A 16,374-nucleotide genomic window follows, 5' to 3' on the forward strand; every position below is an offset into this window, starting at 1 on the left:
GGCCTACGCGCCTTCCAGCGCCTTGTCGAAGCCGAAGCGGTTGATCTGGGCGATCAGGTCGCGGTGACTGGGCAGGTCCTGGGTGGCCCGGTCCGCGAAGCCGCGGATCTTGGCGAACAGCTTGGCCGCGCCCGCCACGTCGGGAAACTCGCCGGCCCCGTCCGTCAGGTCGGTGCGGAATCCCATGCCGTACAGGATGTACTGGTAGTTGAAGAAGGCGAAGGTCTCGAGATCCAGGATGAAGTCGAACCGCGCCGGCGGGCGATGGCGCCACTGCTCCAGCAGGTCGGCCAGCCGTTCCGGGATCGAGTCGGGCAGCGTGTTCTCGCGCCAGAACCGCTCGGGCCTTTTGCTCAGGGCGTAGTGCAGCTTCAGGAAGACGATGATGTTGTCGTAGCGCGCCGTCATCAGCTCGTTGAAGCGGCGGGCCGGGGCCGAGACGGGACCCGAGTGGGGGAAGAGCTCGGCGATCATCGCCACGGCCGCCTCGATCAGCACGACACCCGTAGACTCCAGCGGCTCCAGGAAGCCGGCGGACAGGCCCACGGCCACGCAGTTCTTGATCCATTGCCGCTCGCGATAGCCCGCGTCGAAGGCGATCCGGCGCGTCTCGATTTCGGCGCCGCCCAGATAGTCCCGCAGGATCGTCTCGGCCCGGTCGTCGTCGATGTGGTCGCTGGAATAGACGCAGCCGACGCCGCGCCCGTGGGCCAGGGCGATGTCCCAGGTCCAGCCGGCCTCGTGGGCGGTGGCGACGGTGTAGCTCTGGATCGGCGCGTCCGGCCGCTCGTAGGGCGCGCGGCAGGCCACGGCGCGATCGGCGAACAGGATGGAGCGCGCCGACTTGAACGGCGCGCCCAGGGCCTTGCCGATCAGTTCGGCCCGGAAGCCGGTGCAGTCGACATAGAGGTCGGCGGAGAGGTCGCCGTGCTCGGGGCTGACGACCCGGGCGATGGCCCCGGTCTCGTCCAGCACGGCTTCGGAGAGGTTGCCGCGCAGATGCTTGACGCCCAGCTCGCGGGCCCGCTCGGCCAGCACCCCGGCCAGCTTGGCGGCGTCGAAGTGGTAGGCGTAGTTCAGCGGCCCGGCGAAGTCGCTCTCGTGCGGGCGCTTGGGCGCGCGGGCCGCGTCGGCGACGCGGGCCTGGATGGTGACGGCCTCGGCGAACGGGGTCCGGCCGGTCTCGTCCTGCAGCAGCCAGTAGGGGGCGAGACTGGTCCCCTCGGTCGAGAACGGCGCCTCGAACGGATGGAAGAAGCTGTGATGCTTGCCGTCCTCGGGCGCGCGGGCCCAGTCGACGAAGCGGATGCCCTGCTTGAAGGTGGCGGAGGTCTCGCGGATGAACCGCGCCTCGTCGATGCCGAGGAACCGCAGGGTGTTGCGGATGGTGGGGAAGGTGGCCTCGCCGACGCCGATGATCCCGATCTCGGGCGACTCCAGCAGGGTGATCTCCAAGTGCGCCTGCTCGGCCACGCGCAGCGCCTTGGCCAGATAGGCGGCCGTCAGCCACCCGGCCGTCCCGCCGCCCACGATCAGGATGCTTCGCCTGCGCTGCATGGAAATCTAGATAGCAGGGTTCGGGGAAAGGGGAGGAAAGTTTGAAGGGCTGGGGATGACGTTGGGCAGCGCCACTTCTAGGGCACATTCATCAAGATTGGATCCTGGCCTCCATCACCCGCTCATCCCCGCGAAAGCGGGGACCCAAGCGGCCTCTCTGCATGCGTTGAGCGCCGGAATTAATCGCCTGACTCGGCTTGGGTCCCCGCTTTCGCGGGGATGAGCGGATTCGGGGCTCAGAGCTGAACGTCGATCAGCCCCAAGGCGTGCTGATGACAGCCTCCAAAGCTTGGGCTTAGACTTTTTCGTCGGAAGGGGAGTGGATGCGCATGTTGGAGAGGCGAGCCCTCATTCTGAGCATTGTCGCGATCCTAACCATAGCGGCAGATCCAGCGATAGCGGCGAGGCGACGCCGGAGGCGTAGCGCCGTATCGAGAGCAATATCCGGTTCCGGCATCGGCGGCGGGCGAGGCGTGAGCAGCGATGGGCGCTGTCCATGCAATGGCGGCAATGTCTGTGTTGGCCCGCGCGGGGGGCGATATTGCATTACGGCGAGCGGAAAAAAGCGGTACGGGGTCTAGTTATCCTTTCGGCGTGATCCTGATGAGCTTGCCGTCGTCCTCGTCGGTGACGACGTAGATGGCGCCGTCCGGGCCGACCACGACGTCGCGGACGCGGCCGCCGATGTCGGTGAACAGGCGCTCCTCGCCGACCACCTTGCCGTCCTTGAGGACCAGGCGGTCGACGTGCTGCTCGCGCAGGGAGCCGATCAGCAGGCTGTGCTTCAGCGCTGGGAACAGGTTGGCCTCGTAGAAGGCCATCCCCGACGGCGCGATGACCGGATCCCAGTAGTAGACGGGCTGTTCCAGGCCGTCCTTCTGGGTGATCCCGTCGCCTATCGGCTTGCCGGAATATTCCTCGCCATAGGTGATGGTCGCCCAGCCGTAGTTCTTGCCCGGCTCGGGATGGTTCAGCTCGTCGCCGCCCTTGGCGCCGTGCTCGACGGTCCACAGCTTGCCGGTGGGGTCGAGGGCGGCGGCCTGCAGGTTGCGGTGGCCGTAGGACCAGATCTCGGGCTTGGCGCCGGCCTGACCGACGAAGGGGTTGTCGGAGGGGATCGAGCCGTCGGGATTGATCCGCACGACCTTGCCCAGGGTGGCGTCCAGCTTCTGGGCCTGGACGCGGCCTTCCAGGATCGAGCGCTCGCCGGTGGTGATGAAGAGCTTGCCGTCCGGTGCGAAGACCAGGCGGCCGCCGAAGTGCAGGGCGCTGTCCATCTTGGGCGCCTGGCGCCAGATGACCTGGACGTTCTCGAGTTTCGGGTTCGGGCCCAGCACCAGCTTGCCGCGCGCGGCCGAAGTGCCGTTCACGCCGCCGTCGGCTTCGGCGTAGGTCCAGTAGACCAGGCCGTTCCTGGCGTAGTCGGGATCGATGGCGACGCCCAGCAGGCCGCCCTGGCCCTCGGCGAACACGGCGGGCAGGCCGGCCACGGCGGGCGACAGCTTGCCGTCCTTGCCGAGCACCCGCAGGCGGCCGGCGCGCTCGGTGACCAGGATCTCGCCGGAGGGCAGGAAGGCCAGGCCCCACGGGTGCTCCAGGCCGCTGGCCAGCACCTGGTACTGGCCGACGGTGTTGGATGACAGGCCCGGGGCGCGAGTCTGGCCGGCGAAGGCGGGCTTCTGCTCGGGCGCGTTCGGAGAGCGGCTCTCGACGGGCGCGCCGGCCTGTCCGGCCTGTCCGGGCTGGGCTGGAGCGGGGCCACAGGCGACCAGGGCGGCGGCGAGGGCGGCGGAGGCGGTGAGCAGGGAGGCGCGCATGACGCGACCTTAAGCTGCTTTCCGTGACGGCGGCTACCCGGATTTAGGCCGCTAAATCGGCAGCTCCCGCCGCTCATCGCTGGCCTTCCGCGCCAGTTCCAGCAGCTCCATCACCCGCAGCGCCTGCTCGACCGGGACCGGGGAGGGGGCGTCGTTGCGGATGGCCTCGCGGACGCCGGCGTAGAAGGTGCGGTATCCCGTGACCTCCGGGCGGACGTCCGTGTGGACCTGGACGTCGTTCTCGACCGTGGTCAGCACGCCGTGGCGGCTGTCGCGGCCCCAGCCCGGTGCGCCGGGGGTCATGCCGGCCTTCAGCTGGGCCTCCTGCGGGTCGAGGCCGTGCTTGACGAAGCTGGCCCTGGTCCCGTGAACGGCCAGGCGCAGGTCCGAGGCGGCGGTCAGCAGGCTGCCGTGCAGGATCACCCGCAGCACCGGATAGCGCAGGGTGACGTGGAAATAGTCGTCGGCCCCGGCCCCCTGGCGCTGGACGCCGATATCGGCGGCGATGGCCAGGGGCTCGCCGAACAGCACCAGGGCCTGGTCCAGCAGGTGGGGACCCAGATCCATCCAGGCGCCGGCGCCCGGGCCAGCCCGCTCACGCCAGCGGTCGCGGACCTCGGGGCGGAAGCGGTCGAAGTGGCTCTCGTACTGGACGACCTCGCCCAGGGCCCCGTCGGCGATCAGCCGCTGGAGCGTCTGGAAGTCGCTGTCCCAGCGGCGGTTATGGAACACGGTCAGCAGCTTGCCGGCGTCGCGGGCCGCGTCGGCCATGGTCCGGGCCTGGGCCGCGTCGAGGGCGAAGGGCTTGTCGACCACGACGTGCTTGCCCGCCGCGAGGGCGGCCAGGGCCTGGGGCGCGTGCAGGGCGTTGGGCGTGGCGACGACCACCAGCTCGATCGCGGGATCGGCCAGGGCCTCGGCGAGGTCGGGAACGACCTGGGCGTCCGGGAAATCAGCGGCGACCTTGGCCGGGTCGCTGGAGACCACGGTGTGCAGGGCAAGGCCCGGCGTCGCGGCGATCAGCGGGGCGTGGAAGGTCTTGCCGACATAGCCGTAGCCGACCAGGACGACGTTCAGGGCGGGGGAGGACTCTGGCATGCCGGGCTTCTTACACGAAAAAGGCCGGGGATTTCTCCCCGGCCTTCGTCGTCTGGATGTCGATCGCTCTAGATCGTCACCGGCTCCATCTTGGGCGTGAGCAGGTGGATGACCAGCAGGGCGATCAGATAGGCGCTGCCGGCGACGATGAAGATCGGGGTGTAGGTGCCGATCTGCTCCAGCACCTGGCCGATGTACTTCGAGAAGGCCATGCCGCCGAAGGCGCCCAGCATGCCGCCGATCCCGACGACCGAACCGACCGCGCCGCGTGGGAACACGTCCGACGGCAGGGTGTAGAGGTTGGCCGAGAAGCCCTGGTGGGCGGCGGTGGCGACGCCGATGATCAGCACGGCCAGCCAGACGCTGTCGGCCTTGGCGGCGAACATCACCGGCACGGCCAGCAGGGCGCAGACCAGCATGGTCAGCTTGCGGGCCTTGTTGATGGTCGCGCCGTTCTTCATCAGGGTCGAGGACATCCAGCCGCCGGCGACCGAACCGACGTCGCTGAGCAGGTAGATGGCGATCAGCGGCGGGCCGAAGGACTTCAGGTCCAGGCCGTAGCGCTTGCCCAGGAAGTCGGGCAGCCAGAACAGGAACATCCACCAGATCGGGTCGATCAGAAACTTGCCCAGGGCGAAGGCCCAGGTTTCCTTCTTGGTCAGCAGCTTGGCCCAGCCGATCTTCTCGACGGGGTCGGCCGGATCCTGCTCGATATAGGCCAGTTCCGTGGCCGACAGGCCCTTGGCCTCGCGCGGACGGCGATAGACCAGCAGCCAGATCGGCAGCCAGACCAGGCCGGCGACGCCGGTGACGATGAAGGCCATCTGCCAGCCGAAGGCCAGCACGATGCCGGGCACGACCAGGGGGGTGACGATGGCGCCGATGTTGGTGCCGGCGTTGAACAGGCCGGTGGCGAAGGCGCGTTCCTTCTTGGGGAACCACTCGGCCACGGCCTTGATGCCGCCGGGGAAGCCGCCGGCCTCACCGACGCCCAGGCCCATGCGGGCGAAGACGAAGCCGCCGAAGCCGCGCGCGGCGGCGTGGGCGATGTGGGCGACCTGCCAGATCAGGAACGCGACGCCGAAGCCCCAGCGGGCCCCGATCTTGTCCATGATCTTGCCCCAGGCCAGGTACGCCAAGGCGTAGGCCAGCTGGAAATAGAAGACCAGGTCGGCGTAGTGCTTCTCGCTCCAGCCGAACTCGTGGGACAGGTCCGCCTTCAGCAGACCGATCGTCTGGCGATCGACGTAGTTGATGACCATCGCCGCGAACAGCAGCGTGACGATCACCCAGCGATACCGCCCGACCTTCTCGGACGGGGCGGGCGCTTTCGAAAAATCCATGGACGCCTTCCTTCCCCTTATTAGCGGGTCTTTTCTTATTTCGCCGGAACGGCGACGCAGTCCACGGTTCCGAACGGGCCGAAATCGACGTGAGCCACGTCACCGGCGGCCACGTCGTGAATGCCCGTGGTCGCACCGGTGGTGACGATCTGACCCTTCTTCAGCGGCTTGCCGCGCGCGGCGACGGTTCCGAGCAGGAAGGCCAGGGCGGCCAGCGGAGAGCCCGGGATCGTCGCGGCGGTGGCCTTACCGACCGACTTGCCGTTGATGAAGGTCTCGACGGGCATATCCTCCCAGGCGATGTCGCGCCAGTTGGAAATGGCCTGACCAATGATCTGACCATCGTTGTTGCCGAAGTCGGAAGCGACGACCGTAGGGCCGAGGGCGTTGATCGTGGCCAGCGGGCTGCCGGCGATCTCGACGCCGACCAGCAGCTCGCCCACATATTCGGCGGCTTCCTCGGCGGTCCATTGGGTCTTGTCGGCCGGGGCGTCCTTGCCCAGGCGGATGATGAATTCCGCCTCTACGGCGCAGAAGCCGCCGGCGATGGCGCGGAATTCGTTCGGGGCGCCGACCTTGGCGTCCTGGACCTTGGTCTTGAAGATGCAGCCGGCCAGGCGCTCGGCGCCCAGGCGTTCACGGTGCTGCGGGGGCACCAGGCCCACCTTCCAGCCGACCAGCTCGTCGGGCCACAGGTCGATGGCGATGTCCTGCACCGAATAGCCCTCGGCCATGCTCGAGGGAATCACGCCGCCCGGATAACCGGGGACCGAAACACCCTCTTTGCGGGCCTTGACGAATTGGGGGGCGATGGCCGCGGGGGTGAAAACCTCGCTGTCGGCCTCAGAAACGGTCACGCCGTAGATCCTCCCTCGAAATTCGGCACGGGTCCCGCTTGGCGGGCGTTGCCACGTCTCTAGTGGAAACCGGTGTCATTGACAATGAGCCCGTGAAGACGCCCGACCGATGCGGGAGGCGGCGACCCGTCCGTATGGCTTGACACCTGTAATAGCGGGTATAGCGTCCCCCGTTGAATTACGGACGTAAGCGTCATGCACATCACCGCCGCCGAAGCCCACGTCATGGAAGCGCTCTGGAAGCGTCAGCCGCTGTCGGCCGACGATCTGGTCGCCGAAGTCGGCGCGTCCCAGAACTGGGGCGAGGCCACGGTCAAGACGCTGATCAACCGCCTGCTGAAGAAGAAGGCGATCAAGTCCGAGCGCGCCGAGGGCAAGCACGGCTATCGGCCGCTGATCGACCGCAGCGCCTATGTCCAGGCCGAGAGCCAGGGCCTGCTGGACCGCCTGTTCGACGGCCAGCTGGCCCCGCTGATCAGCCACTTCGCCCAACACCGGCCGCTGAAGGCGGACGAGGTGGCCCGGCTGAAGAAGCTGATCGACGAGATGGGCGAGAGGTGATGGGTTTCCCTCTCCCCTTGCGGGAGAGGGTGGCCCGCAGGGCCGGGTGAGGGGTCGCGCTCCGCTATCCGGACAGGCTTTTCGACCCCTCATCCGTCAGCTTCGCTGACACCTTCTCCCGCAAGGGGAGAAGGTGGGTTAAGCCCGCATCGCCTTGGCCTCGGCCTGCTGGGCCCGCAGCTTCTTGGCGGCCACGTCCAGGCTCTGCACCGGCGTCTTCGAATCCACGGCATGCGCCGCGCCGGCGTCCGGCCGCGCGCTCAGCGCCGCCACGAACTTGTCGCGCCAAGCGGTGACGTCCTCGCGGGTGACGTTGTCGAACAGGGCCTCCCAGCGCCGTTTGCGTTCGGCCAGATCCATCGACAACGCGCGCTCCAGCGCGTCGGAGATTTCCTCCGGGCTGTTGGGATTGATGATCAGGGCGTCCTTCATCTGCCGCGCCGCGCCGGCGAAGCGCGACAGGATCAGCACGCCCGGATCCTCGGGGTCCTGGGCCGCGACATACTCCTTGGCCACCAGGTTCATGCCGTCGCGCAGCGGCGTGACCAGGGCGGCCTTGCTGGCCCGATAGACCCCGGCCAACTCGTCGCGACGGTACGAGCGGTTGACGTAGCGGATCGGCGTGGAGTCCATCTCGGCATAGGCGCCGTTGATGCGGCCGATCAGACCATCCAACCGCCCGCGCAGGTCCTGGTAGGCCTCGACTTCGTCGCGCGAGATCGGCGCGATCTGCAGCAGCATCGTCTCGCGCACCAGATCCGGATGATCGTGCAGGAACCGCTCATAGCCGATCAGGCGTTCTTCCAGGCCCTTCGAATAGTCCAGGCGGTCGACGCCCACGACCATCTTGCGGAAGACGCTGTGGGCCATCATCCGGTCGTAGACCTTCCGGGCCGTGTCGCCCGTGACGATCTTGGCGAAGTCTTCGGCGTCGATGCCGATCGGGAAGGCCGAGGCGTGCAGCTTGTGGCCGAACGCCTGCAACTCGCCCAACTCGTTCTTGGAGCCGTGCACCTCGTTGAAGACATAGCCCTCGAAGGCGTGCAGCGACTCCTCGGTCTGGAAGCCCAGCAGGTCGTAGTGGAACAGCGCTTCCACCAGCTGTCGGTGGCGGGGCAGGGTGACCACCAGCTGGTGGGCCGGCCACGGGATGTGCAGGAAGAAGCCGATCCGGTTGGTCACGCCCATCCTGCGCAGCTCGCGCGCCAGCGGGATCAGGTGGTAGTCGTGCACCCAGATGATGTCGTCCGGCTCGATCAGCGGCAGCAGGGTCTCGGCGAAGCGCTTGTTGACCCGGTCGTAGCCCTCGCCGAACGAGCGGTCATAGGCGGTCAGGTCGACGCGGTAGTGGAACAGCGGCCACAGCGTCTTGTTGGCGTAGCCGTTGTAGTACTCCTGATAGTCGGTCTCCTCGAGGTCGACGGTGGCGACCGTGACGCCCTCGATCTTCTGCATGCTCAGCTGGCCGGTGAACTCGGCGGTGGTCTTGCCGCTCCAGCCGAACCAGATGCCCGAATATTCGCGTAGCGCCGCGGCCAGGGCCATGGCGAGACCGCCCACCGAGCCTTCGCCGTCGGCCGCCGGGTTCGGCGGATTGACGCGGTTGGAGACGACGATCAGCCGGCTCATGCGCGCACCTTCGAGGGCATGGGCGTGGTCAGCGGGGCGCACAGGCCCTCCAGCCAGCGGGCGACCGCGTCGGTGTCGGCCAGATGATAGCGGGCCTGCGTCGGGCGGGGTTCGCCGACCAGGACGCCGAAGCCGCCCAGGCGCTTGGCGGCCACGAAGCCGTCCTCGTCGGTCAGGTCGTCGCCGATGAAGACCGGCATGGCGCCGGTGAAGGGCGGCTCGCGCAGGAAGGCCCGCACCGCCGCGCCCTTGTCGGCGCCGGGGGTGCGCAGTTCGGCGACCATGTCGCCCAGCTGCAGAACGAGGCCGGTGGCCTGGGCCAGGCGCTCGGCCGCCTCGATCACCGCCTCGGCGCAGGCCGGGGCGTTGCGATAGTGCAGGGCGACGGAAAGGCCCTTGTCCTCGAACAGCAGGCCGCGCTCGCAGTGGGCCAGCTCGCCCAGGATGCGACGGGCGTCCTCGAGGCCGGCGTGCGGCGCGCGGTCGGCGATGACGCCGTCGGCGGTGCGGCGCACCAGGCCATGCACGGCGGCGATCGCGGTCACGCCGCCGCCCAGGATGTGGTCAAGGTCGGGCAGGGCGCGGCCGCTGACTACCGCGACGCGGTCCTCGAGGGCCTCGCGCAGGCGGGCCAGCATGTCGGCTCGGCGCGGGTCGGGACCGACGTCGTCGGGGCGCGGCATGATCGGCGCCAGGGTGCCGTCGAGGTCGAGAAACAGCGCGGAACGGCGCGGCAGGTCAAAGGGCGGGGGCGAGAAATCGACAGATTCCAGGCGCGCGACCGGCTTAGCCACGGTCATGGCGAGAACCCCCTCATCAATAAGCAACATGCCGCAAGAACGCTGAACGGCCATGTTCGATCCCGGCAAAAGGTTCAACTCGCCGGGATCGGGACAGCTGATGAAGGTTTGGGCGCCGCTAGAAGATCAGCTTGCGCACGCTGAACTGCAGCACCCGGCCGCGCGGATCCAGATAGTCCGGCTGGTAGGTGACGGGGGTCGCGCCGGTAGCGTCGCGGACCGTCTGCTGCTGGTCGAACAGGTTGTTGACCGACAGGGTCAGACGCGCGCCGCGCAGGATCGGATGCTTCTGAACCAGCTCGCGCCGCACGCCCAGGTCGGCGAACAGGCGCAGGTTCACGGTCGCCAGGCTGGAGAAGTCGAGATCCGTCGAGGCGCCGCCGGTCCCGGCCGCCACGTGGGTGCCGCTCTTCCAGTTGGCCGACACGCGCGCGCCCAGGCCGTAGCGGGTGATCCCCGCCTGGGCCTCGATCTCGTTGCGGGCCTGGCCGCCGCCCGAGCCCAGCACGTCGCCGTTCAGCAGGTCCAGGGTCGGGACGCCGTCGGCGACGGTCACCTTTTCCTTCAGGTGGACGGTGTGGAACAGGGCCAGCTGCAGGCGCGTGGCGCGCGGATTGCCGCCGCCGCCTCGGCCGCCGCCGAAACCGCGACCGCCGCCGCCGGGACCGCCGAAGCCCTGGCCCCCGCCGCGCGCGCCGTCGCCGCCGAAGCCGGACGGCGGGCGCTGGGCGTCGTCGCCGGCCGCCTGGGTCTGCGGCTGCTGCGCGTTGGGATCGGCGGTCGTGGTGGTCGTGTCGGTCGGCGGCTGCGGCGCGCGGTTGTCGTCGCCGCCGCTGCTTGCCGAGGGCGTGCGGCGCAGCAGCTCGGCCCCGGGCGGCGAGGCGGCGTCGTTCGCCTGGCCGCCGCCCTGGCGGCCGCGCCAGCCGCCGGCGGGCGGCGGCGGGGTCTTGCCGATCTGGCGCGAGAAGTTGAAGCCCCAGCGGATCTGCTCGCTCTCGCGCTTGGCGAAGTTGACGGCGCGGGTGTCGATGCGGGTCAGATTGCCGTCGGCGTCGCGGGTGAAGCGGTCAGGGAAGGCCGCCTCGACCGCCGCCGTGGCGGCCGGGAAGCTGGCGACCGGATTGTCGATCCGCACCCGGCTGTAGTTGGCGGTCAGCGACAGGCCGTTGATCTTCTCCGGCTTCCAGGTGGCGCCGAAGCGCAGGACGTTGCGGGTCTCGCCCTTCAGGTCGGGATTGCCGCCGCTGATGCGGGTGACGTCCACGGTTTGGCCGCGCACATAGTCGAAGACCTGGGCGTTGGGGGTGGTGATCAGCGGATTGCCCAGCTGGGCGATGCTGGGGGCGTTCTCCTGGCGCGTGGCCGAGACGATGAAGCTGACCGGCTTGACCGGCGACCAGTTCACGCCGCCGCCGATCGTGGTCAGGGTCCCGAAGTCCGAGACCTGGCGCACCGCGAGGTTCAGGTTGGTCGACAGGTCGCCGATCCCGGCCCGCACGCCCTTGCGGCGGCTGGCCAGAGGCAGGTCGAAGCTGAGCTGGGCGTTGGCGTCGCCGCGCGACTGCTCGCTGTCGTTCTCGACGCCGGAGCGGCGGGACGTGGCCTCCAGGCGAGACCCGCTGACGCCCAGCTTGAACGTCGTCGACAGGTCGCCGGCCCGGAACTTGGCCAGGGCCCCGTTGGCGACGAACTGCAGGTCGGCGCTGTCGGTGGTCGACTTGGCCCGGTCGCTGTTGACCGACAGGCCGCTCAGGGGCGCGAACGGGTTCAGGGTAGCGTCTAGGGCGGTGAGGCGGCTCTGGAGCGTGGTCACATCGACGCTACGGTCGGTCTCGGTCTTGTTGATCGCGTGATCGTAATTGCCGGTCAGCGACAGCCGGAGGGCCTCGGTGTCGCGGTTCAGGGTGAAGCCGAGGTGACCCGACAGGTTGCGCGAGGTCTGGCCCAGGGCGTCCTGGTCGCCCAGATAGCGATAGAGCGCCACGTCCTGGCCGAACGGCGAGTACGGGTCGGCGGCGGGTATGACCAGGCGGGCGCGGGCCGGGCCCAGCAGCGAGTCGCTCTGCGACGCCGTCGCGCCCAGGTTCAGCGTCGCCGAGACGTTGTCGAGGATGTAGCGGTTGGTGACGCTGTTGATCGACACCTGCCGGCTGCGGGGCAGCAGGGTGCGATAATCGGTGATGTCGCTGGTATTGGCCTGGTTGGCGGTCGGCAGGAAGGCTGAAAGGCCCTGCGCGCCGCTGGCCGCCGACGTCGGGACGCCCGCGACGGTGACCGGGGTTCCGGCCAGGGCGCTCAGTGCGGCCAGATCGCCGCTGACCGGGGCGACATTGCCGGTGAAGTCGTAGAGGCCGCTATTGGTCCGGCTAACCAGGTCGCGGTCGCTCTCCAGCAACTGGTCGCTGTTCTGGACCTTGATCGACAGGTTGCTGCGGCCCTGGCGGTTCAGCCGCAGCTGGCTCCAGTTCAGCGCCTCGCTCGTCTGGCCGCCGGCGGTCGAGCCGCCGACGGTTCCGTCGATGGTCTGGGCGCGGAAGCGCTGGCGCAGCACGATGTTCACGACCTTCTGGTCGGCGGAGTAGCCGTACTTCAGCGCGACTTCCTCGGGCAGGATCTCGACCCGCGCGATGGCCTCGGTCGGGATGTCGCGGATCTCGCCCTGGCCGGAGATGCGGCGGCCGTTCAGCAGCACCACCGGATCGCCGCCCAGGCCGCTGGTGGTCTGGGGCGTCAGCTCGGTGAGCAGATCCTCCATCGACGAGACGCCGAACGAGCGGACGTCGGCGGCGCTGAAGGTCTCCTCGGGCGGGATGTCGCCCAGCACCGCGCCATAGGGCTTGCCGCTGGCGGTGATGGTCACGGCCTCGACCTCGGTGTCGAGATCCTCGGGCGTCACCGGTTTCTGGGCGGCCGGGGGCGTCGCGGCCGGCTTGGCGGCCGCCGCCGCCGGCTTCGGGGCGGGGCGCGCCGGGGCTTGGGACACGGGCGCGGGCGGGGTCGCCTCCTGCGCGTGGGCGGCGCCGGCGGCGACACACCCCAGGAAACCGACCAGGGCCAGCTTGCGGCTCGTCAAGGAGCGTCTCCGAATTCTCTACGTCCCAGGATCGCCGTTGCCCGCCCGATGTGGCGTCCAGATTTCAATGTTTGCCGAAGTTGCAACATCGGCGCCCATATCCGTCTAGCGCACGGACGTCCACGGACGGCTCAGCAGCACCGCGCAGTTGATCAGCCCGACCAGGGAATAGGTCTGGGGATAGTTGCCCCACAGCTCGCCGTCGGCGAAGCCGATGTCCTCGGACAGCAGGCCCGCGCCCGTGCGGCGCGACAGCATGTCTTCGAACAGCTCGCGCGCCTCGTCGGTGCGGCCCGACAGGTGCAGGGCCTCGATCAGCCAGAAGGTGCAGATGTTGAACGCCGTCTGCGGCGAGCCGAAGTCGTCGGGAATGGCGTAGCGCAGAAGGTAGGCGCCGCGCCGCAGGCCATCCTCGATCGCCTTCAAGGTGGCGACGTTGCGCGGGTCGTCGGGCTTGTGGAAGCGCAGGTCGACCAACTGCAGCAGGGAGGCGTCCAGCTCGTCGCCCTCGAAGGTCGCGGCGAAGCGGCCCAGCTCCGCGTTCCAGGCGCGGTCCTCGATGACCTTGCGGACCTGGGCGGCGCGGCCGTTCCACAGGGCGGCCTTGTCCGTCAGGCCCAGCTTCTCGGCGGCGTTGCCCAGGCGATCGCAGGCCGCCCAGCACATCGCCGAGGAATAGGTGTGGACATTGGCCCGGCCCCGGAACTCCCACAGGCTGGCGTCGGGCTGGTCGTGCAGCTGGAAGGCCCGCTCGCCGACCGGCTCCAGGGCCTCGAAGTCCTCGACCGTGGCCGGCCGCAGCAGGCGCTCGTCGAAGAAGGCCTGGACGGTCGACAGGATGATCTGGCCGTAGACGTCGTTCTGGATGTGCTCGAACGCCTGGTTGCCGACCCGCACCGGCCCCATGCCGCGATAGCCGGGCAGGTCGGGGGCGAAGCGCTCGGTCAGCACCTCCTCGAACCCCACCCCGAACAACGGCTGGATGTGGCCGCCGCCGGCCCGGTCGACGATGTTGCGCAGGTAACCCAGATAGTTCTCCAGGATGTCGACCGCGCCCAGCCGGTTCAGGGCCTGGACCACGTAATAGGCGTCGCGCAGCCAGCAGTAGCGGTAGTCCCAGTTGCGGCCGCTGTCGGCGTGCTCTGGGATCGAGGTGGTCAGGGCCGCGACGATGGCCCCGGTCTCCTCGTGCATGCACAGCTTCAGGGTGATGGCCGCGCGGATCACCGCCGTCTGCCACTCCAGCGGGATGGCCAGGCCCCGCACCCAGTGCTTCCAGTAGCCTTCCGTCTCGCGCAGCATCCGCTCGCAGGTGGGGCCGACGGGGGCGTCAAAGCCCTCGTCCGCGCCCAGGTACATGGCGATCGGCTGCTCCAGCCGGAACGTGCGCTCCTCCAGGATGTGCGAGATCGGCGCGTCCGTGGTCAGGCGCAGGGTCATGTCCGAGCAGAGATAGCGGATGTGGTGCGAGCCGCGCGTGTGCTCGGCGATCTTGGCACCCCAGCCCGCCGTGGGCCGCAGGCGCAGGGTGACACGCGCCACCCCGACGATCGGACGGATCAGGCGGATGAAGGCGGTGGGGCGGAAGGTGCGGCCGAACTGCAGGTAGCGCGGGGCGAAGTCCAGGATCTCGATCCGCGCGCCGTCCTCGTCGGCGATCTCGGTGCGCAGGATCGGCGTGTTGCGGATATAGCCCTGGCGCACCTCGGCTCGGCGGTCGACCTGGACCTCCCACAGGCCCTTGGCCGCGTCGCCTTCGGGATCGGCGTCGTCCAGCAGGGCGCTGAACACCGGATCGGAATCGACGCGCGGCGCGCAGCCCCAGACGAAGCGGCCGGCGGTGTCGATCAGGGCGCTGACGGCGCAGTTGCCGATCGGGAAAAGATCCAGCGTTTTCTTGTGCAAGCTTTCATCCATGACGCGGCCCCGTGCGAGCGCTTGAGCGCGCTCCCCGTTTTGAGTGAAACCGACGGTGTGGCTTGCGGGTTCCTCTTCTTGGGAAACGTCCTCGCCGGGGCGGGGAGGGCTCGCCTTTCGCGCCGCTCGCGTTGACGCACACGGCCGTACCGGCCATCTGGAATCCTTGACGCGGCTTTGCCGCGCGTATGCGGCGGGCTGTTCGACGGTGATGCGAGTAACGAGACCCTGCGGCGTCCTGGCGGCGGCGATCAGCCTTCTGTCCCTGGCGCCCGCGCAGGCCCAATCCCAGCGTCCCGTCGTGGCGGCCCAGGCCGCGCCACAACAGGCCGTGCCGGTCGTTCCCGCGCCGCCCGCGCCCGCCCCGCCGGACCTGTCCGCCGTCCAGCTGCGCTCCGACCAGGTCGAGCTGCTGCGCCGCGTGCTGGGCGAGGCCTACACCCACGGCTTCGACGCCAAGACCTTCGCGCCCGAGCAGGCGACCACCCAGGCCCAGCTGGTGAGCCTGACCCTGGCCTATGCGAAGGCGGTGCGCAGCGGCCGTCTGCCGCCCAGCGCCTTCATGGTCGAGTGGGGCCTGCGCCCCACGCCCTACGATCCGGCGATCGACTTCGTGACCGCCGTCCAGCAGGACCGCCTGGCCGTGTGGCTGGACACGCTGCCGCCGCCCTATACCGGCTACCAGACCCTGCGCACGGGCTTGGCGACCTATCGCGCCATCGCCGCCAAGGGCGGCTGGCGGCCGCTGGTCCCGGCGGGCGAGGCCCTGAAGGAGGGCGAAACGGGTCCCCGCGTCTCGGCGCTGGCCGCCCGCCTGGCCGCCGAGGACCCGACGGTCGTGGTCGCGCCCGCGCCCGTCTTCGACGCCGCCCTGATCCAGGCCGTGCAGCGCGCCCAGAAGCGCTTCGGCCTCAATCCGGACGGCGTGGTCGGCCGGGGGACCTTGGAGGCGCTGAACACGCCGGTCGAGCAGCGCATCGACCAGATCGTCGCCAACATGGAGCGCTGGCGCTGGCTGCCCCAGACCCTGCCGCCCGAGCGGATCCAGGTGAACGTGGCCGCCGCCATCCTGTCGGTGTTCCATCACGACACCCCGACCCTGACCATGCGCGCGGTCACCGGCCGTCCGGGCGACGAGACGCCGATGCTGTCGTCGATGATCCACTCGATCGTGCTGAACCCGCCGTGGAACGTGCCCTCGTCGATCGCCGCCAAGGAGCTGTGGCCCAAGGAGAAGGCCAGTCCGGGCTATCTGCGCCGCAACGACTTCATCATCATCCCGACCGGCGACGGCGGCTCGCGCCTGCAGCAGAAGGCCGGCCCCAAGGCGGCTCTGGGCCAGGTGAAGTTCGACTTCAACAATCCCTACGGCGTCTATCTGCATGACACGCCCAGCCGCTCGAAGTTCGACAGCTTCAGCCGCCTGGCCAGTCACGGCTGCGTGCGCCTGCAAAAGCCGATCGAGCTGGCCAAGGCGCTGATGGAGGGCGACCCGACCTGGACGCCCGAAAAGATCGACGAGACCCTGGCCTCGGGCGACACCGTGCGGGCCAAGCTGCCCCAGCAGATCGCGGTGTTCCTGCTGTACTGGACGGCCTATGTGACCCCGGACGGGCAGGTGAACTTCCGCCAGGATCCGTATGGCTGGGATCGTGAGCTCGTGCAGCGGATTGCCGCACTCTGACCCGGCTCAGCTTGCTTTCTTAACGTCTATGGGGTGTC

General features: G+C 69.2%; 11 protein-coding genes. 2 read left to right on the plus strand and 9 right to left on the minus strand.

Annotated features, from left to right (window positions below):
• Positions 1-3: 3 nt before the first annotated feature.
• The 5 genes from K8940_RS08620 to K8940_RS08640 form a co-directional block, all read right to left on the minus strand.
• The gene (locus K8940_RS08620) at positions 4-1,557 is read right to left on the minus strand and encodes a tryptophan halogenase family protein (protein WP_223394688.1); all 1,554 of its coding nucleotides are present in this window, start codon (positions 1,555-1,557) and stop codon (positions 4-6) included.
• Between the two features lie 581 nt (positions 1,558-2,138).
• Positions 2,139-3,374: a PQQ-dependent sugar dehydrogenase gene (locus tag K8940_RS08625; RefSeq protein ID WP_223394690.1), complete on the minus strand. Its 1,236-nt coding sequence runs from the start codon at positions 3,372-3,374 to the stop codon at positions 2,139-2,141.
• Positions 3,375-3,425: 51 nt separating this feature from the next.
• The gene (locus K8940_RS08630; protein WP_223394692.1) at positions 3,426-4,472 is read right to left on the minus strand and encodes an oxidoreductase; all 1,047 of its coding nucleotides are present in this window, start codon (positions 4,470-4,472) and stop codon (positions 3,426-3,428) included.
• A gap of 68 nt (positions 4,473-4,540) precedes the next feature.
• A complete protein-coding gene (locus tag K8940_RS08635) occupies positions 4,541-5,815 on the minus strand; it encodes an MFS transporter (protein WP_223394694.1) in 1,275 nt (424 codons plus the stop codon).
• A gap of 35 nt (positions 5,816-5,850) precedes the next feature.
• Positions 5,851-6,672: a 2-keto-4-pentenoate hydratase gene (locus K8940_RS08640; RefSeq protein WP_223394696.1), complete on the minus strand. Its 822-nt coding sequence runs from the start codon at positions 6,670-6,672 to the stop codon at positions 5,851-5,853.
• Between the two features lie 195 nt (positions 6,673-6,867).
• On the opposite strand from K8940_RS08640, the gene K8940_RS08645 reads away from it, so the two are divergent.
• Positions 6,868-7,233, plus strand: coding sequence for a BlaI/MecI/CopY family transcriptional regulator (locus K8940_RS08645; protein ID WP_223394698.1), 366 nt, complete (start codon positions 6,868-6,870; stop codon positions 7,231-7,233).
• A 138-nt stretch (positions 7,234-7,371) separates the two neighbouring features.
• On the opposite strand, the gene K8940_RS08650 is transcribed toward K8940_RS08645, so the two are convergent.
• The 4 genes from K8940_RS08650 to K8940_RS08665 all read right to left on the minus strand — a co-directional run bounded on the left by K8940_RS08650 (position 7,372) and on the right by K8940_RS08665 (position 14,652).
• A complete protein-coding gene (locus K8940_RS08650; RefSeq protein ID WP_223394700.1) occupies positions 7,372-8,862 on the minus strand; it encodes a trehalose-6-phosphate synthase in 1,491 nt (496 codons plus the stop codon).
• The gene (gene otsB, locus K8940_RS08655; protein ID WP_223394702.1) at positions 8,859-9,662 is read right to left on the minus strand and encodes a trehalose-phosphatase; all 804 of its coding nucleotides are present in this window, start codon (positions 9,660-9,662) and stop codon (positions 8,859-8,861) included. The genes K8940_RS08650 and otsB overlap by 4 nt, the downstream gene beginning before the upstream one ends.
• A gap of 118 nt (positions 9,663-9,780) precedes the next feature.
• On the minus strand, positions 9,781-12,735 hold the full coding sequence (locus K8940_RS08660; protein ID WP_223394705.1) for a TonB-dependent receptor: 2,955 nt from the start codon (positions 12,733-12,735) through the stop codon (positions 9,781-9,783).
• 105 nt (positions 12,736-12,840) lie between these two features.
• Positions 12,841-14,652: a glycoside hydrolase family 15 protein gene (locus tag K8940_RS08665; protein WP_223394707.1), complete on the minus strand. Its 1,812-nt coding sequence runs from the start codon at positions 14,650-14,652 to the stop codon at positions 12,841-12,843.
• Between the two features lie 208 nt (positions 14,653-14,860).
• On the opposite strand from K8940_RS08665, the gene K8940_RS08670 reads away from it, so the two are divergent.
• Positions 14,861-16,336, plus strand: coding sequence for a murein L,D-transpeptidase (locus tag K8940_RS08670; protein ID WP_223394709.1), 1,476 nt, complete (start codon positions 14,861-14,863; stop codon positions 16,334-16,336).
• Positions 16,337-16,374 lie beyond the last annotated feature (38 nt).

Origin of the sequence: Caulobacter segnis (assembly GCF_019931575.1) — a bacterium.
Taxonomy (GTDB): Bacteria; Pseudomonadota; Alphaproteobacteria; order Caulobacterales; family Caulobacteraceae; genus Caulobacter; species Caulobacter segnis_C.